This window comes from Arthrobacter sp. SAFR-044, assembly GCF_051965175.1.
Classification (GTDB): domain Bacteria; phylum Actinomycetota; class Actinomycetes; order Actinomycetales; family Micrococcaceae; genus Arthrobacter.
In genome coordinates, this window is the sequence record NZ_JBQCMK010000010.1 from 13,958 (window position 1) to 38,180 (window position 24,223).

General features: G+C 64.7%; 20 protein-coding genes and 1 pseudogene. 15 read left to right on the forward strand and 6 right to left on the reverse strand.

The annotated features are described in order from the left end of the window. Positions 1-126 precede the first annotated feature (126 nt). From ACTHQS_RS15530 to ACTHQS_RS15540, 3 genes and pseudogenes are all read right to left on the reverse strand, one after another. Positions 127-3,603, reverse strand: coding sequence for an ATP-binding protein (locus ACTHQS_RS15530; RefSeq protein WP_440170656.1), 3,477 nt, complete (start codon positions 3,601-3,603; stop codon positions 127-129). A 191-nt stretch (positions 3,604-3,794) separates the two neighbouring features. Next, a pseudogene (locus ACTHQS_RS15535) lies at positions 3,795-4,562 on the reverse strand (DUF4194 domain-containing protein); the annotation flags it as partial. A gap of 130 nt (positions 4,563-4,692) precedes the next feature. Then, the gene (locus ACTHQS_RS15540; RefSeq protein WP_440170658.1) at positions 4,693-6,150 is read right to left on the reverse strand and encodes a DUF3375 family protein; all 1,458 of its coding nucleotides are present in this window, start codon (positions 6,148-6,150) and stop codon (positions 4,693-4,695) included. Positions 6,151-6,408: 258 nt separating this feature from the next. Between ACTHQS_RS15540 and ACTHQS_RS15545 the strand changes: the two genes are divergently transcribed. The 3 genes from ACTHQS_RS15545 (at position 6,409) to ACTHQS_RS15555 (ending at position 9,722) form a co-directional block, all read left to right on the forward strand. Beyond that, on the forward strand, positions 6,409-6,711 hold the full coding sequence (locus tag ACTHQS_RS15545; protein WP_440170660.1) for a hypothetical protein: 303 nt from the start codon (positions 6,409-6,411) through the stop codon (positions 6,709-6,711). A 61-nt stretch (positions 6,712-6,772) separates the two neighbouring features. Then, on the forward strand, positions 6,773-8,773 hold the full coding sequence (locus tag ACTHQS_RS15550) for an acyl-CoA dehydrogenase family protein (RefSeq protein ID WP_440170663.1): 2,001 nt from the start codon (positions 6,773-6,775) through the stop codon (positions 8,771-8,773). Positions 8,774-8,837: 64 nt separating this feature from the next. Beyond that, on the forward strand, positions 8,838-9,722 hold the full coding sequence (locus ACTHQS_RS15555; RefSeq protein WP_440170666.1) for a TIGR04086 family membrane protein: 885 nt from the start codon (positions 8,838-8,840) through the stop codon (positions 9,720-9,722). Here the strand turns inward: ACTHQS_RS15555 and ACTHQS_RS15560 are convergent, their stop codons facing one another. Next, positions 9,723-10,121 carry a YchJ family protein gene (locus ACTHQS_RS15560; RefSeq protein WP_440170669.1) on the reverse strand — a complete coding sequence of 133 codons (399 nt, stop codon included), beginning with the start codon at positions 10,119-10,121 and terminating at the stop codon, positions 9,723-9,725. A gap of 162 nt (positions 10,122-10,283) precedes the next feature. Here ACTHQS_RS15560 and ACTHQS_RS15565 point away from each other — a divergent pair, with 162 nt between their 5' ends. The 5 genes from ACTHQS_RS15565 (at position 10,284) to ACTHQS_RS15585 (ending at position 14,489) form a co-directional block, all read left to right on the forward strand. Then, a complete protein-coding gene (locus tag ACTHQS_RS15565; RefSeq protein WP_440170671.1) occupies positions 10,284-10,934 on the forward strand; it encodes a hypothetical protein in 651 nt (216 codons plus the stop codon). A 39-nt stretch (positions 10,935-10,973) separates the two neighbouring features. Further along, complete coding sequence (locus ACTHQS_RS15570; protein ID WP_440170673.1) at positions 10,974-11,978, forward strand: aldo/keto reductase family protein; 1,005 nt, start codon at positions 10,974-10,976, stop codon at positions 11,976-11,978. Further along, positions 11,979-12,848: an SDR family oxidoreductase gene (locus tag ACTHQS_RS15575; protein WP_440170676.1), complete on the forward strand. Its 870-nt coding sequence runs from the start codon at positions 11,979-11,981 to the stop codon at positions 12,846-12,848. An 87-nt stretch (positions 12,849-12,935) separates the two neighbouring features. Further along, positions 12,936-14,051 (forward strand): sulfite oxidase, encoded by a 1,116-nt coding sequence (locus ACTHQS_RS15580; RefSeq protein WP_440170678.1) that lies wholly within the window; start codon positions 12,936-12,938, stop codon positions 14,049-14,051. 54 nt (positions 14,052-14,105) lie between these two features. Continuing rightward, positions 14,106-14,489, forward strand: a complete 384-nt coding sequence (locus tag ACTHQS_RS15585; protein ID WP_440170681.1) for an RNA-binding S4 domain-containing protein — start codon at positions 14,106-14,108, stop codon at positions 14,487-14,489. 17 nt (positions 14,490-14,506) lie between these two features. Here ACTHQS_RS15585 and ACTHQS_RS15590 read toward each other — a convergent pair whose 3' ends face one another. Continuing rightward, the gene (locus ACTHQS_RS15590) at positions 14,507-15,019 is read right to left on the reverse strand and encodes a hypothetical protein (RefSeq protein ID WP_440170684.1); all 513 of its coding nucleotides are present in this window, start codon (positions 15,017-15,019) and stop codon (positions 14,507-14,509) included. 102 nt (positions 15,020-15,121) lie between these two features. Here ACTHQS_RS15590 and ACTHQS_RS15595 point away from each other — a divergent pair, with 102 nt between their 5' ends. The 3 genes from ACTHQS_RS15595 (at position 15,122) to ACTHQS_RS15605 (ending at position 18,120) form a co-directional block, all read left to right on the forward strand. Further along, positions 15,122-16,534 carry an HNH endonuclease gene (locus tag ACTHQS_RS15595; RefSeq protein WP_440170686.1) on the forward strand — a complete coding sequence of 471 codons (1,413 nt, stop codon included), beginning with the start codon at positions 15,122-15,124 and terminating at the stop codon, positions 16,532-16,534. A gap of 87 nt (positions 16,535-16,621) precedes the next feature. Further along, the gene (locus ACTHQS_RS15600) at positions 16,622-17,239 is read left to right on the forward strand and encodes a uracil-DNA glycosylase (RefSeq protein WP_440170688.1); all 618 of its coding nucleotides are present in this window, start codon (positions 16,622-16,624) and stop codon (positions 17,237-17,239) included. 161 nt (positions 17,240-17,400) lie between these two features. Beyond that, on the forward strand, positions 17,401-18,120 hold the full coding sequence (locus tag ACTHQS_RS15605) for a thermonuclease family protein (RefSeq protein ID WP_440170690.1): 720 nt from the start codon (positions 17,401-17,403) through the stop codon (positions 18,118-18,120). Positions 18,121-18,514: 394 nt separating this feature from the next. Here the strand turns inward: ACTHQS_RS15605 and ACTHQS_RS15610 are convergent, their stop codons facing one another. Continuing rightward, positions 18,515-19,750: a hypothetical protein gene (locus ACTHQS_RS15610; RefSeq protein WP_440170693.1), complete on the reverse strand. Its 1,236-nt coding sequence runs from the start codon at positions 19,748-19,750 to the stop codon at positions 18,515-18,517. Between the two features lie 78 nt (positions 19,751-19,828). Between ACTHQS_RS15610 and ACTHQS_RS15615 the strand changes: the two genes are divergently transcribed. The 4 genes from ACTHQS_RS15615 to ACTHQS_RS15630 are packed head-to-tail and all read left to right on the forward strand — an operon-like array spanning position 19,829 to position 24,018. Continuing rightward, the gene (locus tag ACTHQS_RS15615; protein WP_440170695.1) at positions 19,829-21,325 is read left to right on the forward strand and encodes a type I restriction-modification system subunit M; all 1,497 of its coding nucleotides are present in this window, start codon (positions 19,829-19,831) and stop codon (positions 21,323-21,325) included. Further along, the gene (locus ACTHQS_RS15620; protein WP_440170697.1) at positions 21,322-22,467 is read left to right on the forward strand and encodes a restriction endonuclease subunit S; all 1,146 of its coding nucleotides are present in this window, start codon (positions 21,322-21,324) and stop codon (positions 22,465-22,467) included. Before ACTHQS_RS15615 ends, ACTHQS_RS15620 begins: the two co-directional genes overlap by 4 nt. After that, positions 22,467-23,405, forward strand: a complete 939-nt coding sequence (locus tag ACTHQS_RS15625; RefSeq protein WP_440170700.1) for a restriction endonuclease — start codon at positions 22,467-22,469, stop codon at positions 23,403-23,405. Before ACTHQS_RS15620 ends, ACTHQS_RS15625 begins: the two co-directional genes overlap by 1 nt. Positions 23,406-23,424: 19 nt before the next feature. Beyond that, entirely contained in the window at positions 23,425-24,018 is a 594-nt protein-coding gene (locus tag ACTHQS_RS15630; protein WP_440170703.1) for an NYN domain-containing protein, read from the forward strand. Positions 24,019-24,223: the final 205 nt, after the last annotated feature.

Consider the following 24,223-nt stretch of genomic DNA (forward strand, 5'->3'; position numbering starts at 1 on the left):
GGGATTTATTCAGGCGAGGTGTAGTTGGTAAAGCCCAGAGTGGCACAACGAAAACACCAGCCACCATTACCCGGACAATAAATCCATCAATTTGTTATATCCAATTTGTTATATAGCTGTTCCCGATCAGCGCAGAACGATGTCCACCGGGTTCGCTTCCGACCGCCAAACCCCTTCCTCCCCCGGCCGGGGACGGATCACCGGCGCCGTGAGGACGCCGGAACGGTTGGTTCGCCGGTCGCGGAGGATCTCGGTGACAGAGCCCAGGTGCCGGGACAGGTCGATCACGTTTTCGGGTGCGGCCAGCAGCAGCTGGAAACCGAACTCGTGCAGCGCCTTGATGCCGGCGCCGGCGAACTCCTCCGACGCGAGCACGAAGGCCTCGTCCATCATCACCGTGCCGTAGGTGGTGAAGCCCTGCTCGGCGATGCCCAGCTGGTAGCTCAGGGCCGCGGCCATGATGAAGGCGGTGAACCGCTGCCGCTCGCCACCGGACATCGAACCGGTGTCAGCGTGCATGAACACCTCGGTCTTCTTGCCACTGCGTTTCCCGTTTGACGGCGTTCCGGTGACTTCCCTGTGCTCCTTGCACTGGATAAACAGGTGCCCGCGCACGTCCAGCACCTCGGCCCGCCAGCGCCGGTCCTCGGGCGCCTGGGAACCAAGCCGCTTCACCAGGGTTTCCAGGGACTTGTAGCGGGCGGTGAGCTCGCCGTCGTCGTCCTTTTCCGGCCCGGAACCCTCTGCACGGCTCGCTTCCGCTTTCGCCGGCCGGGTGTGCCGGGCCTTCAAGGCGCCCTGGATGGCGTCCTTGAACTGCTTGGCCGTGGGCGGCAGCGTCTGCTTGATGTCCAGTTCCAGGTAGCTTCCCTCGTGGAAGTTCACCTGCGAGAGGATGCCGTTCAGGGGCAGGATGCGGCTGGTGATGGAACGGCGTTCCTCGTCCAGCAGGTGCAGGAGGGTGCTGAAGGACTCGTGCGTGCGCTGGTTGAAGAACTGGCGGAACTCCGCCTCCTGCGCGGGCAGTCCGTCGTTGACGATCGCGTGATAGCGCGCCTCGAACTCGCTTGCGGCGCCGATGCTGGTCCCATGGTCAGCCGAGATGGCGCTGCCCCACTCGCGCACGAAGCCTTCGAAAATACGGGTAAGCCGCTCCGCCGTCGCCTGGCCCCGCGACTCCGCGGTGTGCAGTTCGCCGAGCAGTGCGGTCCGGATCCGGTTGGCCAGGTTGTCCAGCTCGTGCATCTCAGTGATGTCGCCAAAGTCGGCGAAGTAGGGTTCCAGGGCTGTGACGGTGGCGGCCGACGGCGGTGCCTCGGCCAGACGGTCACGCGCGGCTTCCAGCAGGGTGTCCGCAGCGGTCAGCTGGCGGTCGAGTGCCTTGTATTCGCTTTGCAGGACGGCGGCGGACTCAGTGCTGGACTGGTGCTTGTGCCGGACCTCCTCGATGGTGGCGCGGAGCGGCTCCAGGTCGGCCTGGGCAGCAAGCGCATCCTTGAGCCGCTGCTCGATCCGTGCGAGCTCATCGGCGGCCACCGCGGCAGACACCTGTTCCCAGGGGCGGTCGTCTTCGGCGATCCGCCGCAGTGCGTCAAGCTGCCGGCTCATGCCCTGGTGCGAATCCTCGCGGCTCTGCGCCAGTTCGGCGGCCTTGGCCACTTCCTCCCGGAGGTCCTCCACCTGCCCGGCCACGAGCTCCAGCTTGGCCGCGTTGTCGAAGCCCAGGACGTAATCCTGGCGGCTGGTGAAGCGGTCGTCCTTCTCCACCGTGTGCCGGTTGCGCTTGACCACGCCACCCAGGCTGAGCCCCTTGTCCAGCGTGGCCAACTGGTCCGGGTCCTCCACGCAGGGATAGGCGAAGTCCATGGCGATCCGCTCCCGCACCCATTCCCCGGCTTCGGCAGCCGCGCCCGAGGCGAGGATGTCCAGCTTGGTGAGCAGGTCGCCGTCGCGCGTGTCCTCCACGGCGAGCGCGCCGCCTGCGAGCGGCTTGGAGACGTCCACTGCCCGGAGCGCGCCCCGGACGTTGTGGTCGTTGAGGTAGCGGGTGACGGCGCCGAAGTGCTCTCCGGGGACCAGCAGGGTGGTGGCCAGGTTGCGGAGCGCGCGTTCGGCAGCGGGGCGCCACCGTTCCTCCCCTTCCGCGAGGTCCATCAGCTCGCCGGCGAAGGGCATGCGGTCCTCGGGGATGCCGGTTGCGGCGGCAATGGCGGCGCGGTTTTCAATGCTCGACGGCGGCAGCAGGGATTTGCGCGTCTTCAGTGAGACAAGTTCCTGCTCAGCCGCGGCCAGTTCCCGTTTCCGGCTGGCATGCGCGTCGAACGCCTCGAACCGCAGCTCCTGCAGGGCCTGCGAATCATCCTTCAGCTCAGCTGACCGGGCCGCCGCCTGCTCGTGTGCCTGCTCCCAGCCGGCAGCGCTCCACTCGAGCTGCAGGCCGGCGTCGGCCAGTGCCTGCTGGGCTGCCTCCTCCACCTGTTGGCGGAGTTTCAGGCCAACCCGGGCGTTCTCCAGCGACTGCTCGATGGCCGAGATCGCGTTGCCGCCCTGGTTGTTGTAGTCGGTTTCCAGCTGCCGCAGGTCCTTGGCAAGGGCATCGCGGACCGCCCGTTCAGTGCCGAGTTCCTTGGCCTTTGCCTGCGCGAGCTCGCGGAAACGGACCAGGGTCTTCTGGTGGACCGTGACGGCCAGCTGCTGCCGGTAGGCCTCGAACTCCCCGCCCACCAGCTCCCGGAGCCGGTTCGCGTCCAGCAGCGACTGCGCATACTCCCTGTTGAGCCCCGGGACCGGAGCCAGCTGGTCCCGCTGTTGCCGGACGTCCTCCAGCCGCTGGCGGATGGACATCAGGTTGCTGAACTCCTCCACCACATCGTCCGCGGCGGCGAGCGTTGCCGGTGCGTCGAGGACCTGGTCGCGGAAGAAGGTGTTGACGCTGCCGCCCAGCCCTTTCCCCGCCTGAATCACGCGCAGCAGGGGCAGTGCCTGGTCCGAGCTGATCCCCAGGAGGCGCCGGAAGCGCTCCGCGAACGCCTTGTGGACGTCGAACACCTGGGCGTGCGGGAAGATCGTCTCCAGCGCGCCCTTGGTGAACCGCTTGTCGGCGATGCCCTCAACCGCTTCAAGGTCCAGGGGAACGTTGTCGATCAGGTAGAACCGGCCGACGCTGGACTCGGTCCCGTTCTTGGGCAGGTCGAACAGCGCCGAGACCGTCACCCGCGTCCCGGCGGCGTTATCGAACGTCAGGGCGACGGCGGACCAGGTCGCCCCAGGGCGCTGGAACGCACTCGCCGAGCCCTCGCCCACGGCTTTGTCGCCCACCTTGCCACGCATGTACGTGAAAGTGGTCCGTTTGTCTTCTACGGCACCCGAACGCTGCGCGGCGGCTTCGTTGGATCTCGGCCGGGCGTCGAACACCCGCAGCATCGCATCGAACAGCGTGGACTTGCCCACGCCCGAGTTACCCGTCAGCAGGGTGCCGTTCCGGTCCACGTGCATCGTGTGCGCCCCGTGGAACGTCCCCCAGTTGACCACCTGCACCAATGCCAGGCGCATTTGCCCCGGGTTGGTCACGTCCCCCAACGGAAGCATGCTCGCGATCGTCACTTGGTCACCTCAGTCTTGGTCGCCTTTGGCTCCGCAGCCGATGCCGCCCCCGCCCCTTCGCCGGGCGGCATCCGTCCTACGGACGATGCGCCCGGCTCCGACAGGCCCGATGCCACTCCCTGGGCGGCATCGGCTGCTTCGCCTTCTCGTCCGTCACCAGAGGCGGCATCGGCGTCGTCGTCCCCCGCGCCTTCCTCGTCCTCGTTCTCGTTCTCGTTCGAGGAAGACTCGGCGTCGAGGTCCAGCATCGCTTCTGTGCCGGTGGCGTCTGCCGAGGCCGCTACCAGGGCCTCGATGTGGGCCGGGATGTCGCCGATGTTCTCGAACGGGAGGGCCAGGGGCAGGGCGTTGGAGATGGTGTAGACGTCGTCCAGGCCGGTGGGGAGCAGGAGCTGGCGGGCCAGGAGCTTGGTGATGGCGCGGGTGACCACGTCCGAGTCGCGCAGGGCGTCCTGTTGGCCGGCGGGCTGGTAGTGCGCCACCAGGTCCGTGATTTCCTCGCGGGTGATGGTGGGGTCCGTCTGGGCCGTGACGTGCCGGTCCAGGAGCAGGCGCAGCCGGAGCAGCACGATGGTTTCCACCCGGCTGAGGGCGCGCTGCTGGCGCAGGATGCTGGACCGGCTGTTGCCGCCGATTACCTCCGGCTCCACGGGACGCAGGACGGCGATCTTCCGCTCATGGTCCAACTGCAGGGTCAGGAAAAGCTCGGAAAGGCGGCTGCGTAGGATCACCTGGTTGTCGAGCAGGACTGTCCAGAGCTTTTCGTCCCGGCCGCCGTCAATGTAGGGGCCCTTGAGGAGCTTCACCAGGGCCTGCCGCACCTTCATGGACAGGACTCCGGTGTCGCCGGGGAACAAGGCCGCGCCGTCGACGAAAGTGTCGCGCGGTGAAACAGGTCCGGGGTACCCAGTGCCCGATGCCGCCCCCGCCCCTTCGCCGCGCGGCTGATCTTCGATCAGCCCAGCGCGCGGCTCCGATAGCGGGTCCGGACTTCCCGGTGCTCGCAAGCTCGCACCGGGGCCCTCGTTCGTCCCCTTCAATGCCACTCCCTGGGCGGCATCGGGCGCTGGGGTGGTGACGTGTGAAACCTCAGTCATCTGAATCCTTTGCGAGCGTGACCACCGGCAGGTAGGCCCTGCGGGTGGAGCCGTCTATCTGTTCGAAGTCCAGGCCATCCCAGGCGCCGCGGTCGAAGTCCGCCCCGGCATGCAGGGCCTCCGACAGGAGGGCGCGGATGGTATTGATGTGCTGCTCTTCGGGCGGCAGCTGCTGCCAGGCGTCGGCGAGGGTTGCGGCTCCTGCCATGGCCGCCCGGACCACTGCCGGTTTGGCCTTGCCGGTCCTCGGCGAGCGCACCCGGTCCGAATCGGTGAAGGCGATGGGATCCGCCAGGCGGGGCGGTGCCGCGAACTCGTCGGGATCGAAGAGCTTCACCATGGACAGGGACTCGAAGCCGGCGTTGTAGAGGACAGGTCCGGGTACCAGGCCGGGGCGTTCCCGCTCGTACGGGAGGGACCGGATGGCCTGCTCCGCTTCGCGCAGGACCTGCCGCAGGCGGACCGACTGGCGGAAGTCGTCGCTCTGGACGTAGGTGTTGAGACTTTCGCTGAGTTTGCCGTAGATGCGCTGGATCTGGCTGTGCTGCTGGCGGAGCTCGGCCACCAGGTTCTTCAGGGTTTCCCGGTCATCGGGCGAGAGGTCGTCGGCGAACTGGCGGCTCAGCACCTCGCCGATGGCCGAGCGGAACCTCAGCTGCTGCTGCGGATCCTCGAGGAATGCCGTGAACGACCGGAACGTCCTGCCCTCGGGGCTTTGGCGGAGCCGCTTGTCCGCGTCAAGGACCTGGGCCATGGTGGCGCCCTTGGTCAGGGACTCCTCGATAATCTGGTTGCGGAGCCCGCCCACCAGTTCCTCGATCCGGTCACGCATCTTCTTGTAGTCCGCGGGCAGGCTGGCGGCCAGGTCCAGGATGTTTCCTGCAGCCTCCACCGCTTCATCGTCGTCCAGCAGGCCGTCGAACTCTCCGGTGCTGATGTCCTGGATGAGCTGCTGCCGCTCTTCGATTTCCTCTTCGAGGGCTTCGAGCCGCGCGCTCTGGTCCGGGTTGGTCTCATTGGCGAGCTTTTCCACGTCGCCCAGCAGGGTGCCCAGGCGGGAACCGTTCAGCGTTGACCTTTCACTGGAGAGGCTGTCCAGGAAGGCGAGCACGCGGGCTGCCGGCTCGGTAGCCTCATAGACGATCTGCCCTGACTGGTTCCGGCGGGTCAGGAACTGCCGCCGGGTCCACTCGTCCCCAAAGGCCTTTCCGCTGGCTCCTCCTCCCAGCCCGGGATCCTGGCGGCGGAGCTCCTCAAGGAAGGAGTCGACGTCGGCATGGAATTCCTCGAGCGGAACCTGCGGGCGGGTGCGGGTAAAGGAAGCCTGCAGCACCGCGATCACCCACGGCGCCGACCGCGTCAGGGCCCAGGCAGGACCCTTGGTGAGGAGTTCGAGGTCCCGGAGCCGGGCGCTGATGGCGTCAGCGGATGACCTGGCGGAGCGGGGCACACACTCTCCTTGGACTGGTGGGCGGGGGCTGGGCAGGTGCGGGCCGAAGGGGCCTGACGGGAAAACTGCCAACAACAAGGTTAACGCAGGCTGCCGCGACCACTCCGTGACCTACCTGCCGGTAGTGTTTCAATCCCGTATCAAGAGTCACATCCGCCCCATCCTCCTCTGGCTGGCTGTGCGGCTGTCCCCCTAGGCTTCTGCTACTGGTCTTCGCCACAGCAGTCTTTCGGAAGCAATGTCGCAGCAGGGGGATTCATGCAGTTCGATCTAAGCTCAGTGGAAACAGCCACCTTGGTCTTCATCGGGACACTGGTTTTCGGTGCAATCCTGGCCGGTTTCGTCCTCACGGCGGGGCTGGTTGCCCTGGTAGTCCTGGGGGCAGGAAAACTCACCTGGATGGTGGTGGCCAATACCCTGATGGCGGTAGTCCACGGGATCAACGCCGGCTGGGACAAGCTGGTCCACCGCGCCTCCGCCGTTGAGCTTCCCGGCGACTTCCAGGCCCAGCCATCCCCTAGCACCGGAACCTACCCGCGGGTAATCTTGAGGGACAGCTGAAGGGTTCTCCAACCCGGCGGATCCATGGCTACACCGGCCAATCCGGCCAAGGAGATAACCCATGACCTCCGCAACTGACAGCCAGGCCAAAGACGCCCCGGCTGAAGAAACCCCCGTCCCCGCCGGCAACATCGGCGCTGGAGCCACCGCCGAAGACGCCCGGGCCGTCGCTGAGGCCGCCCGGGAATCCGGCTGGGACCGGCCAAGCTTCGCCAAGGGCCTGTACCTTGGCAGCTTTGACCTGGACCTGGTCCACCCCTGGCCTGCCGCAGACGCCGTCTCCGTGGAACGGGGCGAGGAGTTCATGGCCCGCCTCACCGGGTTTGCAAAGACCATGTCCGGCCGCGTGATCGAACGGGACGCGAAAATCCCCTACGACTACATCAAGGGGCTGGCGGACCTGGGTGTCTTCGGCATGAAGATCCCGGAGGAATACGGCGGTCTTGGCCTCTCCCTGGTGTACTACGGACGGGCCCTTGCGCTCCTGGGCAGCGTGCACCCCAGCCTTGGCGCCCTGATCTCCGCCCACCAGTCCATCGGCGTGCCGGAGCCCGTCAAGGTCTTTGGAACACCCGAACAGAAACGCGAGTACCTGCCGCGGTGCGCCGGCGGCGCCATCACAGCCTTCCTCCTCACCGAACCGGACGTGGGCAGCGACCCTGCCCGGCTGGGCAGCACGGCAACGCCCACGGACGACGGCGATGCATACCTTTTGGACGGCGTGAAACTTTGGACCACCAACGGCGTGATCGCCGAACTTGTGGTGGTCATGGCAGTGGTTCCGGCGCACAGCGATGCGGACGGCACCAGGCACAAGGGTGGCATCAGCGCCTTTGTGGTGGAGATGGATTCGCCGGGCATCACGGTGGAGAACCGGAACGCGTTCATGGGCCTGCGTGGCATCGAGAACGGCGTGACCCGCTTCCACCAGGTGCGGGTGCCGGCCGCCAACCGTCTGGGCCGCGAGGGCCAGGGCCTGAAGATCGCGCTTACGACGCTCAACACCGGCCGTTTGGCACTGCCCGCGCTCTGCGTGGCCTCCGGACGGTGGAGCCTCAAGATCGCCCGCGAGTGGTCCGACGCCCGCACCCAGTGGGGCAGGCCCGTGGGCGAGCACGAGGCCGTGGGCAAGAAGATTGCCTTCATCGCGGCCTCGGCCTTTGCCCTGGACGCCGTGTTTGAACTGTCCGCCGAACTTGCCGATGCCGGGCAAAAGGACGTCCGCATCGAAGCCGCCCTCGCTAAGCTCTGGGCCACGGAGATCAGCTGCCGGATTGCCGACGAACTGGTCCAGATCCGGGGCGGGCGGGGGTTCGAAACGGCCGAGTCGCTGGCAGCCCGCGGCGAACGTGCGGTCCCGGCGGAGCAGCAGCTGCGGGACCTCCGCATCAACAGGATCTTCGAGGGTTCCTCCGAAATCATGCGGCTGCTGATTGCACGGGAAGCGGTGGATGCGCACCTTGCCGCCGCGGGCGACCTTGCGTCGCTTGATGCGAGCCTGGCCGACAAAGCGAAGGCCGCCGTCGGGGCTTCCAGCTTCTACGCCAAGTGGCTGCCCAAGCTGGTGGCCGGCGCCGGAATGGATCCCCGCTCCTACGGCGAGTTTGGCAGGCTGGCCAAGCACCTGCGGTTCGTGGAACGCTCCTCACGCAGGCTGGCGCGGCAAACCTTTTACGGCATGGGCCGGTGGCAGGCCAAGCTTGAACGCAAGCAGGCGTTCCTGGGCCGGGTGGTGGACATTGGCGCCGAACTCTTCGCCATGACCGCCTGCTGCTCCCGCGCAGAGATGCTGCTCAAGACCTCCCCGGACAAGGCGGCCAGCGCGTACGAGCTCGCCGACGCCTACTGCGAGCAGGCCAAGGTGCGCGTGGACGAGTACTTCGACCAGCTGTGGCGGAACACGGACGACGCCGACCGGGCCTTGACCCGCAAAGTCCTCGCCGGTGACTACACGTGGCTGGAAAAGGGCGTCCTGGACCAGTCCGAAGGGACCGGTCCATGGATTGCCGATGCCACGCCGGGCCCATCCCAGAAGGAGGACCTGCACCGGAAATACCGGTAAAACCGCAGGTCACAAAATAGTAAGCACGCTTGCTATCACCGTGGCCGGGTGGTTGAGTTGAACCATGAGCAGCTCAACGGACCCAGAGAACCTGCCTCCCCGCCGTGCCCGGGAGGACGACACCACCCGCAACGGAAGCTACCGCGCGGGTGCCACGGACGACGCCGCCACGCGCTCGATGGACCAGGCGCCGGCCCGGGAAGGGGCGGCAGCCCGGTCCGTGGACCGGGACCGCGCCTCAGACCGGGGCCGCGTTGTGGACCGGGACCGCGTTGCACCCACGGCGGAGCGGGAGTACCAGCCTGCTCCCACCACTGCGACGCCAGTCGTGGCGCCCGCGGTGAACCCGGGGATGGCAGACCGGGAGACCGCCGTCGCACGCCAAAAGGAGCGGTTCGGCGGTATCAAGGTCGGCTCCGCCTTCTTCGGGTGGCTGACCGCCACCGGCATGGCCGTGCTGCTCACCGCACTGGTGGCAGCCGCCGGAACCGCCGTGGGCCTTGCCAACAACACCGACGTCAACCAGGCCGTGAACCAGGCCGCCCAGAACAGTGGCACGGTTGGCTTGGTGGGGATCATTGTCCTGCTGGTGATCCTGTTCCTCTCCTATTACTGCGGCGGCTACGTGGCAGGCCGCATGGCCCGCTTCAACGGCGTCAAGCAGGGGCTCATGGTGTGGGTCTGGGCCTTGATCGCGGCCGTTGTGGTGGCCATCCTGGGCCTGGTGGCAGGACAACAGTTCAACGTCCTGGCCAACCTGAACAGCTTCCCGCGCATCCCCATTAACGAAGGTCAGCTGACCACCACGAGTATCATCGCCGCGGTGGTGGTAGCCGTCGTGGCCCTGATCGGAGCCGTGCTCGGCGGCCTTGCCGGTATGCGCTTCCACCGCAAGGTTGACCGTGCCGGCTTCACCCCGGACAGCGAGTTTTACGACGACGAGGAGTAGTCACCCGAGGATGTCGCCGTCCACGTAGAACCACCGGCCGTCCTCACGGACGAACCGGCTGTTCTCGTAGAGGATGCCTCGCGCGCTGCCGTGACGGTAGTACGCCTTGAACTCCACCGTGCCAATGGTGTCAAAGGGGCCGCCACCGCCGGTGGCCACGATGTCCAGGCGGCGCCACTCCATGGCGGGGTCCAGGTCCAGGGCAGGTGGCGCCGTGGATGGATGGTGGGTGCGCAGCAGATAGTCCTCATTCAGCAGGACAAATGCGCTGTAGCGGGAGCGCATGAGCTGTTCCGCCGTGGATGCCTCCGCCTGGCCAGAATGGAACCGGCCACAGCAGGCAGCGTAGGGCTCCCCGGACAGACATATGCAGTTTGCGGAATCTATTGATGCGGTCACCCGGCGATGCTGTCATATCGGGTAACAGCTTCGCTACAACCTGCGTCGGGCCCCTGCCGGCAGGGGCATGGAAGGACAAAAATCCGTATGGTGGAGAAGGAGCTTATGCCCGGCACCGTACACCGGAAGCGGCCCCAGGATGTTGGCTAGAGAGGAGAAGACGTGGAGAACCCGGACACTCTCGTCCTCAACCTGACCTTCCTGGGCACCATGGGTGTGGCTCTCCTGATGTTCCTGGTCCTCTTCCTGCTCGGAGTTATCACTTTGGTCCTTGCGGGCCTTGGGCGCCTCACGGCCGTCGTGCTGATGACCTTGTTCGGGCGGCCTCCAGGCAAACGGGATGCCGTCGGTTTTTCCGGCGCACCGGCCAAGCAGGCCCAGCCGCGCACGCCGCTGCGGGAACGTGCCGCCATCATGAAGCCGGACCGGCTGAAAGAGTCGCTGCGCACCGCCGTCGTACGCCACCCCAAACTTGCCGCCGCCCGCCCTGAACCGCAGGTCCTCGCCGAAGACTGGGCCTCCGCCGTTGCCGAGGCCGATAAGCGTGCCGAGGCCAGGGCCCGGGCAGCTGCGCCGGAGATCAAACTGTCGGTGCGGGATCTTCCGGATCCGGCTGTACCTGCGGACAAAGTGTCCGAGGTCGCGCCGCTGGTGGAGTCCGCCCTGCACAACCACCGGCCGCCGCATGAAATGCCGCGGTCCTTCAAAAAGCCCCAGCCGCCGCATCCGCTGCCGCCACTGGACACCGGATCCCTCGTTTCCCTGGCCGGGCCCCAACAGGTGCTCAAGGAGCAGGCCAAGGAGAACGGCTAAGCCCTTACCCTGAGCAACCATCTGGGTTAGCGTGAACACATGGAATTCAGATACCTCGGTAACAGCGGCTTCAAAGTTTCGGAAATCACGTTCGGCAACTGGCTGACCCACGGTTCGCAGGTGGAGAACGACGTCGCAAGCCAGTGCGTGCGCGCGGCCCTCGACTCCGGCATCAGCACTTTCGACACAGCTGACGTCTACGCCAATACAGCCGCGGAGACCGTCCTGGGTGAGGCCCTGAAGGGTGAGCGCCGCGAGTCCCTGGAAATCTTCACCAAAGTTTTCGGCCCCACTGGCCCCAAGGGCAAGAACGATCTTGGCCTGTCCCGCAAGCACATCATGGAATCCATCAACGGCTCGCTGCGCAGGCTGCAGACCGATTACGTGGACCTCTACCAGGCCCACCGCTACGACTTCGAAACACCGTTGGAAGAAACGATTCAGGCGTTCGCGGACATCGTCCGGCAGGGCAAGGCGCTGTACATCGGCGTGAGCGAATGGACCGCGGAACAGCTCCGCGAAGGCCACAAGCTGTCCAAGGAACTCGGCTTCCAGCTCATCTCCAACCAGCCGCAGTACTCCATGCTGTGGCGCGTGATCGAGGCTGAGGTGGTTCCGGCATCGGAAGAGCTGGGCGTATCCCAGATTGTGTGGTCGCCCATGGCGCAGGGCGTCCTCAGCGGCAAGTACCTGCCCGGCCAGCCGGCCCCCGAAGGCACCCGCGCCACGGATGAAAAGGGCGGCGCCAAAATGATCCAGCGGTGGATGCGCGACGACGTCCTGGCAGCCGTCCAGGAACTGAAGCCGATTGCCCAGGACGCAGGCCTGTCCATGCCGCAGCTTGCTGTTGCCTGGGTGCTGCAGAACCCCAACGTGGCGTCCGCCATTGTCGGCGCCTCCCGGCCCGAGCAGATCGCCGACAGTGTGGGCGCTGCGGGCGTGAAGCTGGAGGCGGAGGTCCTCAAGAGGATCGACGACGCCGTCGGGGGGTTGGCCGAACGCGATCCCGCACAGACCAAGTCGCCGGCCACCCGGGAAGCCTGAGTGGCGTCCCCGTCGGAACTGCCGGAACTGCCGGACCTCGCTGTCACCGGGTCCACCGGGGGCCTGGGCGGAATGGTGGCGCGGCAGCTCGCCGCGTCCGGTTTCGCCCAGCGCCTGCTGGTGCGCGACGCCGCACGGGCACCGCAGCTGGACGCCGCACATCCGGTGGTGTGTTCCTACGGGGACGCCGCCGCCTCCCGCCAGGCGCTGGACGGGGCGAAAGTCCTGTTCATGGTGTCCGCCGCCGAGGCCGAAGACCGGCTGCAGCAGCACTACGCATTCGTCGATGCTGCTGCGGCCGCCGGGGTGGAGCACGTGGTGTACACCTCCTTCTACGGGGCGGCACCGGATGCCACCTTCACCCTGGCCAGGGACCACTACGCCACCGAGGAGCGGATCAAGGCGTCCGGGATGGCGTACACCTTCCTGCGGGACAACTTCTACCTCGACTTCCTGCCGCTGATGACCGGCGACGACGGCGTGATCCGGGGCCCTGCGGGGGATGGCGTTTTCTCCGGGGTGGCCCGGGAGGACGTTGCCCGCAGCGCCCACGCCGTGCTGCGGGATCCTGCCATCCACAAGGGCAAGACCTACCACCTGACCGGCCCGGAGGAACTGAGCATGGCGCAGGCTGCCGAGGTGCTGAGCACCGGTACGGGGCGGACGGTGCGCTACCAGCCGGAGACGGTGGAAGAAGCCTACGCGTCACGGGCTTCCTACGGTGCCCCGCAGTGGCAGCTGGACGCGTGGGTCAGCACCTACACCGCGATGGCGGCCGGCGAGATGGCAGGGCTTTCGCCGGATGTCCATGGGCTGACCGGGCAGGATCCCATCAGCCTGGCCGAGTTCCTGACCCGGCCGGTGCTATAGCCGGGGTTAATCTCGTTGACGGGCGGGGCGGCCCGGCGTAGACCTGTGGCGGGGGGCCTTTAGTCCGCCGAGCAGAATCGCACCGCCATGAATCCCAGCAACCAGCAGTCCACCCGGCAGGAGCCGGCGCCGGCTCCTGCCGCCGCCGCGCAGCCCACGTCAGGCCCACTGACCCGCGAGGAACTGCAGCTCGCCGCCCGCAACCATTCCATGCCGCTGGAGGCACTCCGCCGCGAGGTCACGCCGCCCGGGCTCCACTACGTCCTCACGCACTTCGACATCCCGGACCTGGACGTTTCCGCCTGGCACCTGCGGATAAGCGGTGCGGTGGAACTCGCCCTGGAGCTGAGCATGGCCGCGCTAAGGAGGGACCCGGCCATTACTGTGCCCGTCACCCTTGAGTGCGCGGGCAACGGCCGGTCGCTGCTGGAGCCGCGGCCCCTCAGCCAGCCCTGGGTCCTGGAGGCGGTGGGCACCGCCCACTGGACCGGTGTGCCGCTGGCCTACCTCCTTGGCAAGGCCGGAGTGCTGCCGGACGCTGTGGAGGTGGTCTTCACCGGGGCCGATGCCGGCGTGCAGGGCGGCGTCCCCCAGCGCTACGCACGCAGCCTGCCGATCCGCGAGGCGCTGCGTCCCGACGTCGTCCTTGCCTACAGAATGAACGGCGCCGACCTGCCGCCGCAGCATGGCTACCCGCTGCGGCTGGTGGTGCCGGGCTGGTACGGGATGGCCAGCGTCAAGTGGCTGGAGTCCATCGAGGTGGTGAAGACGCCGTTCACCGGGTTCCAGCAACAGGTTGCCTACCGCTACCAGAGCTCGGCGGACGACGGCGGGAGCCCGGTTTCGCGGATCAGGGTGCGTTCGTTGATGGCCCCGCCGGGTGTCCCCGACTTCTTCACGCGGCGGCGTATCCTCCGCGCGGGCCCGGTGATGCTGGAGGGCAGGGCCTGGTCCGGCGAAGGCGCCGTGACCGCCGTCGAGGTGGGGATTGATGGAACTTGGCTGCCCGCCCACCTTGATAAGCCCGTAGGTGGTTTCGCGTGGCGCAGGTGGAGCCTGCCCTGGGTGGCGGACCCCGGCGAGCACGTCCTGGCCTGCCGCGCCACGGACATCACCGGCGCCACCCAGCCGCTTGAGCAGGACTGGAACTACCAGGGAATGGGCAACAACGTGGTGCAGCGGGTCAGCGTGACGGTGGAGTGAAACTGGTTTTACTGCCGTGGGCAGCGCTGGCGGGGGCTATACTCGGTGCCAATTATGACCAGCCTCCCATCCGCTCCCGCCAGTGTCCGCATCGATGCGTGGCTGTGGGCCGTCCGCGCCTACAAGACCCGGTCGGCCGCCACTGCAGCCTGCCGCGCCGGGCATGTCCGCCTGAACGGCAACCCCTCCAAGGCGTCGGCAGCGCTGGTAACGGGCGATACCGTCACCGTACGCATGCCCGGGTACGAGCGCATCCTCGAGGTCCGGCGGCTCATCGCCAAGCGCGTGGGGGCTGAGGCTGCGTCGCACTGCTTCACCGACCACACTCCGCCGCGGCCGGTGCTGCCGGCGCTTGGCCTGCCGCAGCGCGACCGGGGCGCGGGCCGGCCCACCAAGAAGGACCGCCGTGAGATGGAGCGGCTGCGGGGTCCTGCGTGACGGATGTGGTGCCGGCGTCAGGCACCCGCCTTGGTGCGTGCCTGCACGAGGTTGGCGAACGGCAACCGCCCATATTCCGCCACGAAAGCAGCGTGGTAACCCGCTTCTGCGCCGTTCAGCTGGTCCGTTGAAAGTTCCTTCCATGCAATGGCCAGTGATCCGGTGTCAGCGAGCTGCCAGATGAGCCGCCCGTCCCAGTGGCCGGGTGGCTTTCCTTGCCCAAAGTCCATGAACTCCTGGATCTGGCGACGGAGCCCACGGTTGCCCTTGCTTCCTGGTCCGGCCTTCCCCACGTAGAGAACAACGGCGGCATCCACCCACTCGGCGGTTAGCGCGGCTGCGGGGAGGGAAGGGTCCTTCTTCTTGAAGACGCCGGCGGTGCTTTTCGGGAGAAAGCGCGCTTCGAAATTTTCCGGCGCCACGACCGCAAAGAGCCCTGTTCCCTGCGGAATCCTCATGGTCTCAAGGTTTCGGATAGGCCGGAAGCCGGCGAAGCCTTCTGCCTTCAGGCCCTTTCTGGTGAACTGCATGATCCATTGAACAGCATGGTTTGGGATCGTGGCTGCGTCGTGTTTTCCACATAGGGCTTTTGGGCGGTCCGCGTTGTCGGACCCTGGTGGAAGACTTTGGTTATGGAAGCGGTTGTGGAATCGGCGGGAGTACAACGGGCGGTGGGACGCGTCGGATTGTCCGCCGGTGGTGCCGCTCCCTACCCGCCCGCACCTTCCCTTGGTGATGTCCTGGGCCTGCTCTCCCGCGTCCCGTTCCCTGCCGATGGTGCGGGGATGATCGAACAGATTCGTGGCCTGGAGGACCTGAAATCACTCGCGGGTGCCCGGCAGGCCGAAATATCCGTGGCTTTTGATCTGTCCCAGCGGCGGGAGCAGGCAGCCGCCGGAGTGCCGGCCGAGGAACAGGGCTCTGGAGTCGCGGCGCAGATCGCGTTGGCCCGCCGGGAGTCACCAGCCCGGGGTTCCCGGCTGCTGGGCCTGGCCAAAACATTGACCGGAATGCCCCACACGTTCGCCGCGTTCCGCAGTGGGTTGTTGGATGAGTGGCGGGCCACCCTGATCGTGAAGGACACCATCTGCCTCTCGGTCGAGGACCGGGCCGGGGTGGATGAGGAACTCGCCGCCGACACCGGTGCGCTGGAGGGCATGGGAGACAAGGCCATCATCGCCGCAGTCCGGGCGGCGGCGTACCGGCGGGACCCCGCCTCGGTCGCGAAGCGGGCCAGCCGGGCCGTGGGCGAGCGGTGCGTGAGCCTGCGCCCGGCCCCGGACACGATGGCCTACCTGACCGCGCTGCTGCCCGTCGCCCAGGGCGTGGCCGCGTACGCCGCTCTCAGTACAGACGCTGACACCGCCCGCTCGAACGGTGATGACCGGTCGCGGGGGCAGTTGATGGCGGACGCCCTGGTCGAACGCGTCACCGGCACCCCCGGCGGCATCACCGGGGTGGAGATCCAGCTCGTCATGACCGACCGCACCCTCCTGCAGGCCGACGCCGAACCCGCACGGCTGCCCGGCTACGGCATTATTCCCGCAGCAGTCGCCAGGGAACTCGCCCTTGCCGGCACCAAAGCACGCACCGGAACGGCAACACGTGACTCGGGGTCGAATCCCGAGCTCGACGTGTGGGTCCGCCGGCTCTACACCGCCCCCGCAACGGGCGAGCTGGTGGCAATGGACTCCAAAGCCCGGCTCTTCCCGGCAGGACTCAAACGCTTCCTCCAGGTCCGGGACGATACCTGCCGGACCCCGTACTGTGACGCCCCCATCCGGCACCACGACCACGTGACGTCCTGGCACAACGGCGGACCCACGATGGCCAGTAACGGCCAGGGTTTGTGCGAAGCCTGCAACCACACCAAAGAAACACCCAGGTGGACAGCGGAACCCGTCCCCGGTCCGCGGCACACGGTGGCGACCACCACCCCAACCGGTCACACTTACCACTCCACCGCACCACCACTCCCCGGCAGAAGGACAAGGCGCTTTGGGAAGCCGAGCGCAGCAACGCAGGTGCAGTCTGGACCGCCGTGAAAATTCGCGGTGCCCACCCCTCCCCGGGGAAGCGTAGAGTGACATAGGACGCCTGATTCTGGACGCCTCGCTGCCAAGGGAGAAATCGTGACAATTGATTGGGACGAAAAAAAGGCCCTGCTACAGGAACCGAATATCGCGAAGGTAACCCAGCTTTGCGATGAATTGATGGAAAAGAAGCCCGGTTCCACCGTCCCCTACATCGACCCCATCCACGATGAAGATGAGTGCAGGATCATCAGCCTCCAGGCCAGCCCTGGCAAGGGCACCGAGTCCGGATTTGTCTCCCACAACAACGATGATGAAGCGGCCCGCCGCGCAACCCAGATCTACGAGCTCGCCGAGCTGGACCCCAGTTACGTCATGCCGTGGAACGCCTACCCGTGGGTCCGAGAGAGCGGCAGCCCCTCGGCCCTGAGTGTCCAGGAGAAGACCGACGGCCTCCGCCCATTCAGGCAGTTCCTTAAAATCAACTCCCGTGTTTCGGCGATCATCGCGCACGGCACCGACGCATCCACGTTCCTGACCCTGTTCGAGAAGACTTACCACTCCTCCTTGAAGAACGCCGGCATCAAGATCTATAAGGCCTCCGCCCTTGGCGGCAGGGCCTTTGCTGTTTCCGAGGCCAAGCAGGAAGAACTCCTGGCTAAGAACGTGGACACCTACCGGGACGCGATGCAGCGGGCGGGCATCCAGCACCTCTAGCCGCCGCTTTGCTGCTCACCCAAAAACTGCGCGCACCTTGATGCACTCTTGATAAATCCTTGCTTCTACATCTTCAGCATTAGTGGAGTAAACACTCAGGATTCTCGGAGGTAGAGCACTTAATTCGACCTCGTTTCCTGCTGCAACTGGGCGAACTTGGCATGAAGAAACTCATCATTGCGTCACTGGCGGCCACCGGCCTGGTCGCAGGATCATTCGCTGCGGGTGCAGCTGCCAACGCTGGTACCGGCACAGTTGTCCGCGTGGTTGATGGGGACACTCTGGTGGTTTCCATCAACAATGGTGACCACACCATCCGACTGTTGAACATTGACACTCCTGAGACCAAGGACCCAAACCAACCGGTCGAGTGCCTCGGGCCGGAGGCCTCGAAGTACCTGGAGGGCCTTCTGCCGAAGGAGGCCCAAGTCAGGCTCGAGTTCGATGCCGAGCGCCACGACAAGTACGGCAGGACTCTCGCGGGAGTCTTCACAGCCGACGGCTTCCTGGTCAATGCCAAAATTGCGCAGCAGGGACTTGGAATTCCAGTCGAGTACGGCGGCAACCGGAAATTCCTGCCGCCCGTGCAGGCAGCCTACGAAGAGGCAAGGGCTGCCAAGAGCGGGCTTTTCTCTGAAGGCGTTGGTTGCACGCTCCCGGCCCAGTTGGCCGAGACAACCAAGGGACTGGCAACCGCCACCGCGGCTGCCCCGGCAACCACATCCGCCGCAGCAGGTGCGGCGGCCGGCGTACTGGCAACTAAGGTGGCTGCTGCAAAGGCACTCCGGAAGCTCCTCAACGCCGACAAAGCAACGGAGCGCGCCCTTTTGTGGGCAGGGCTCAACTGCCGTGTTGGCCAAGCACGTATCAAATCTGGATAAGAAAATTACCGCCGCAGAAACGAAGGCGGAAGATACGAAGGCCCTGAAAGCCACCCTGGCCGCGGCAGAGAAGAAGGCCGAGGAGGATCGCATTGCGGCTGAAGCCCGGGCCGCCTCCGAACGCAAAGCAGCAGAGGAGCCGGCTGCCGCTGAAAAGAAAGCGGCAGACGAGGCTGCGGCGGCCGCGGCTGCAGCAGATGAAGCAGCCCGAAAAGCGGCAGCTGAGGCTGAGCGCTTACGCAATCTCCCCGTACCGGCACCGAACCCAGCACCCTACGTCGCGCCAGCCCCGCAACCGTACGTTCCTCCTGCACCCTCCACCAAGTACACCGGGCCGCGCTGCTACGCCCCGGGCGGCAAAACCTGGCGGCCGTGCTGATCTAGATTCACCCGGTCAGTCGTCCGCCTCGACCTTTCGGCGCTCCTCAATGCTCCGGGCCACGTGCAGGATTCCGTCCTCCACCCCTCCCGCGATCGCTCTAGGTGCTGCCGCCACTCCCCCAGCCACAGCGCTCACTGCGCCCGCCACAGTGGTGCCAGCCGCTTGCCCCAGCTCCATGACCGACTCGTGCCATTCCTTCCGCTGAAACTCAACGTTCCAGGGCATGTCATAGGCATCAGAGAAGGCTTTGAGGAGTCTGTTGATTTCTGCGACCGAGTCGTACAGCTTGGGCATCTCAAGTGGATTCATAACGCGGGCCATCATGTCTGCTTTAGCAGCCGCAGCGGCCGCTTCAGCAAGTCGCTGCAGCTTAGCCTTTGTGGCATCGCGCCTGCGCATCCGAGACCGCTCAACATGCGCAGCGTGGAGGCCTGCGTTTCCTTCGGCCGCTCCGCGCACAATCTCGAGCGAATCCATGCGGACCATGTTGGTAAGTGCAACTGCTGTAATGATGAGCCAGTGTTGAAGTTCTCCAGATGCAGCGAGCTGCGCTGCATTCAGTCGTTTCCCAAATCCTCTGGCCTCAAGCCCTTCCCTCATCCCATCAATATGGTTCAGCGCCACCGCCTGCATCTGGGCGAGCACCGCTGCCTGGCCAGCCACTTGATCCCAGAGTGTATCGCTCAGCGTGCCTGTGTCTTCAAAGTAGCCAAAAGCCTTGTCCAGGATGTGGCTCGTCCCCTGGATGTTGCCGAGAGCTTCATTGCGAGCATCCCGGAGGACGGTATCCAACTTGGCGTCGATCGATTCGAGCTGCACCTCCAGACTGTGGATTGCCGTCCGGATGGCAAGAGTTGCTGCCAGGACATAAGGGTTCACCACTGCAGCAGGATTGGCGGGGGTAGAACTCACCAGCTCAACCACGGTGTCGATGGTGCCGTCAGGCTGCCGCAAAAGACCGCTGATTATGCCGGCCTTTTCCTTGGTTGAACCCACCAATTCCAGGTAGCGGGCATAGGACTCTGGTGTCATCTGGAATGAGTTTCCACTGATGCCTGCACCTGGGACTGCCCCTGCTATGCCAGCAGCCAGGGCAAGCACGTCCGCAACGGCGCTTCCCAACTTCGAAGTCGCCTCTGGCTGGACATCCAGCTTCCGGAACAGCTCAGTAATGGCTTCGGGCGTCCCGGCAACAAGGGCTGACTCACCCTCCACGTAGAGGGCAAGGTTCGGTTCTGCATCGTCCATAGGGCAAATCTTCACACAAACGACAGGCGACTGGCTGGTGGCCCACCGCTGTCGCCCCAGGCCACTAAACTCGCATGGGTGATCACAGGTGAAATTAAGTCCCAAGTAGACAAGGTCTGGAATACGTTCTGGAGCGGCGGCATCTCCAACCCGCTGGAAGTCATCGAGCAGACCACGTACCTGCTGTTCCTTAAGCGCCTCGACGAGAACCACACGCGCGAGGAGAAGCGCGCCAACCTGCTGGGCCAGCCCCTGCAGAACGCGGTGTTCCCTGACGGGCTGGACCCGCAGGGCCGCCCCTACTCGGACCTCCGCTGGTCCAAGTTCAAGGACTTTTCCCAGTCAGAGATGTTCGAGGTCTTCTCACAGCACATCTTCCCTTTCCTGCGCAACGAACTGCCCAAACTGTCCAACGGTGAAGACTCCACCTACAGCCACCACATGAAGGACGCGCAGTTCAAGATCCCCAATGCCGGCGTCCTGAAGCAGGTCGTCGACGTCATCGACGGCATCAACATGGACGGCCGGGACACGAAGGGCGACCTGTACGAGTACATGCTGTCGAAGCTGGCGTCCGCCGGCACGAACGGGCAGTTCCGGACGCCCCGGCACATCATCGATCTGATGGTGGCCATGACCGCCCCCAAACCGTTGGAGGCCATCTGCGATCCCGCCTCCGGAACCTGCGGGTTCCTGGTCCAGGCCGGCGAATTCCTGCGGAAGAACAACCCAAACCTGCTCACCAATGACGAGAGCAGCAAGTTCTTCCACCACCAGCAGTTCCACGGCTTCGACTTCGACAACACCATGCTCCGCATCGGCTCCATGAACATGCTGCTGCACGGCGTCGAAAACCCGGACGTCTCCTACCGGGACTCCCTCGCCGACCTGCACAGCCTTGAGGAGGAGAAGTACCACGTCATCCTGGCCAACCCACCGTTCGCCGGGAGCCTCGACTACGACAATGTGGCCAAGGACCTTTTGAAGGTCGTCAAGACGAAGAAGACCGAACTCCTGTTCCTGGCGCTCTTCATCAAACTGCTCAAGCCCGGGGGCCGCGCGGCCGTTGTTGTCCCCGACGGGGTGTTGTTCGGTTCTACAGGCGCCCACAAGTCACTTCGGAAAACGCTCGTTGAGGGCCACAAGCTCGACGCCGTGGTGAAGCTTCCTTCCGGTGTCTTCAAACCGTACGCCGGAGTGTCCACCGCCATCCTGTTCTTCACCAAGACCAACTCCGGCGGCACAGACAACGTCTGGTTCTACGACGTGAAGTCCGATGGCTTCAGCCTCGACGACAAGCGCACACCCCTTGGTTCCTCCGACCTTCCCGACGTCCTGCGCCGCTGGAATGAACGTACGACGACGGAACTTGGGCGGGTGCGCACCGACCAGTCATTCTGTGTGCCGCTTTCCGAGATCGCGGCATACGACTATGACCTGTCGCTCAACCGGTACAAGGAGATCGTGCACGAAGACGTCGAGCACGCCGAGCCTGAGGAGATCATGGCGGCACTGGACGGACTCGAAGCCGAGATTGTTGAGGGTCTCGCAGAGCTGCGGGAGCTGCTCAAGTGAACCTTGTTCCACTCGGCGATATCTCACGTGTCACATCTGAACGAGCGGGAACGCAGACCGGACTTCCGGTTTTTTCGGTTACAAAGCACGACGGGTTCGTTCGAAGTGATGAATACTTCCGGAAGCAGGTGTTCAGCCGGGACCTCTCGAACTACAAGGTGGTGCGCGAGGGACAGCTCGCCTACGCGACCATCCACCTCGATGAGGGCAGTATTGGCATCGCCCCCGAAGACAGCCTCGTGAGTCCGATGTATACCTCCTTCGAGGTTAACGAGAGCGCAGTTAGTAACGACTACCTAATACGTTTTCTAAAAAGTCCCCGTGCTATGGCCGCTTACCCATCACTTGGCAAGGGCTCTGCTGAGCGTCGTCGGTCAATTCCATTCGCGCGGCTGGCCGAGCTGAGAGTTCCCCTGCCACCCCTCGACGAGCAGCGGCGGATTGCCGCGATCCTGGACAAGGCAGACGAACTTCGCACCAAACGCAGCGAAGCCCTTGCACACCTCGACTCCCTCACCCAGTCAATTTTCCATGCAATGTTTATCGAATTCGCCGCAACTACAACACTCGGCGAGATCTGCGGCCAGAGGTTCAGAAATGGCGTATCACCATCGACTCGCGGATCCATTCAACAAAGAGTTCTCACACTCAGCGCAGTCACCGGATCTTCGTTCGACCCTACGGCAGTAAAGACCTCCACCTTTGATAAGCCGATCCCAGACAGCAATCGCGTTTCCAGCAATCTCCTTCTGATTTGCCGAGGGAACGGCAATCGTTCGCTGGTTGGCAAAGGCTATTTCCCTCGAGCGGACATCGCGGACGTCGGGTTCCCCGATACCGTGATCGCGGTGGAACCGAATACTGATGTGATAGACCCGACGTTTCTTGAAGCGTCTTGGGGGACTCCAGCGGTCCGAGCCCAACTCGAAGCTGCTGCGAAAACAACAAATGGAACTTACAAGATCAATCAAAGCGGCTTATCCGGGGTTCAACTCCCGCTGCCCCCGACGAAACTCCAACAGACCTTTGCGGCCCGCGCGGCCGCCGTTGAACGTCTAAGGGAATCCCATCGCAAGCACCTGGCTGAGTTGGACGCACTGTTTGCGTCGCTTCAACACCGCGCGTTCAAGGGGGAACTCTAATGTCCGAAACAGCAACTGAGTCGCTGGCAACCGAGGTACCGATTTGGCCGGCACTGATCGTTCCTGTCCTGGAGGCGCTTGAGGACGGCCGGACGCTGCACCGCAAGGACCTGTTTCATCAGGCCGCAGACAAAGCGGACCTCTCAGAGTCGGCACGTCTGGAGACACTGAACTCGGGCGGCCTTCGATACGAGCAGCGGATGGGCTGGGTCCTGAGTCACGTCACCCGGGCCAACTGGATCGACCGCCCGACGAAGGGGCACTATTGCATCACGGACGAAGGGCGCCGATGGCTCAAAGCGAACCCGGACGGCATCAACTACAGCCAGGCCCACGAAATCTTCGCCAAGTACTGGCCTAAGTCCGAAAAACCAACAGAATCTTCGCATGCAGTCGCAACAGAAGCAGTCGCGTCGGAGGAACTGGAGCCCGTCGAGCAAATCGAGGACGGCATCAATCGTATCCATGCAGAAGTGGGAGTTTCACTGCTCGCTCGACTCCGTGAGGGGCACCCGGACTTCTTCGAAGAAGCCGTGGTCAAGCTCCTCTTGAAGATGGGCTACGGCGGCGCTGAGCAACGGGGCCGCCGCATCGGTGGAACCGGAGATGGCGGCGTGGACGGGGTCATTGACCAGGACGCCCTCGGGCTCGACCGGATTTACGTCCAGGCCAAACGTTACGCCGACGGCAACACGGTGGGCCGCGAGACCATCCAGGCTTTCGTGGGCGCCCTGCACGGCGTCGGGGCGTCCCGTGGTGTCTTCATCACCACCAGCGGCTTCACGTCCGGGGCCCGGCAATACGCCGAGAACGTCCCGTCGCGGATCATCCTGATCGACTCCGCGCGACTGGTCGGCCTGATGATCAAGTACCGCGTGGGCGTGCAGGTGAAGCAGAGCTACGACGTGGTGGAACTGGACGAGGACTTCTTTGAGTAGGCCCACGGCAAATGTGTACGTGGACGGATCCAATCTCTACCGCCGGCTCCTGCAAGGACATCCTCAGGACAAGTGGCTAAATCTAGAGGCCATGGCGGAGTTCCTGCTCCCGGAATTCGACCTCAGCCGGGTCCGCTATTTCACGGCAATCGTCAAACCAATCCCCGGATCGGACCCGCAGACGCGGCAACGCCAGCAGGCCCATGTCCGTGCCTTGGAGACGTTGTCACGCACCAGTGTCCCTCTTGGCAAGTACAGGGTGGATCCGCGCATCATGCCGGTGCACCCCACTGCCTACAATCCGGACGGCACGCCCCAGACCGTCAAAGTTAAAAAGACCGAAGAAAAGGGCTCAGATGTATCCCTTGCGAGCCACCTGCTCCTGGACGGATTCAACGATGACGCAGACACCTACGTCATCTGCACGAACGATTCCGATCTGGTGACGCCGTTGCGAATGGTGCGCTTCGATCTAGGGAAGCAGACCGGTCTGTTGTCTCCGATGGAACCAAAGCGCGCAAGTAATGAGCTGAAGCAGACAAACCCGAGCCTTCACCGGCAGGTCACGCTCGACTCATTGGGCTGCGAGCCAACTGCCGGACAAACTACATGACGACCACGGCATTATTCACCGCCCTGCGAAATGGTCAGCTTAAATTCCGAAGGCCCCGATTACTCGGAGCCTTCTAACCAGTAGCCGAAGCATCTGGGGTGTGTTTCCACTATAGCCAGATCAGCTCCCCCAGTACAGAAACGCAATCAAACGGCATCAAACGAGACTGCGCCAAACTTCCCGGCAACAGTTTGTTCCACAGCAT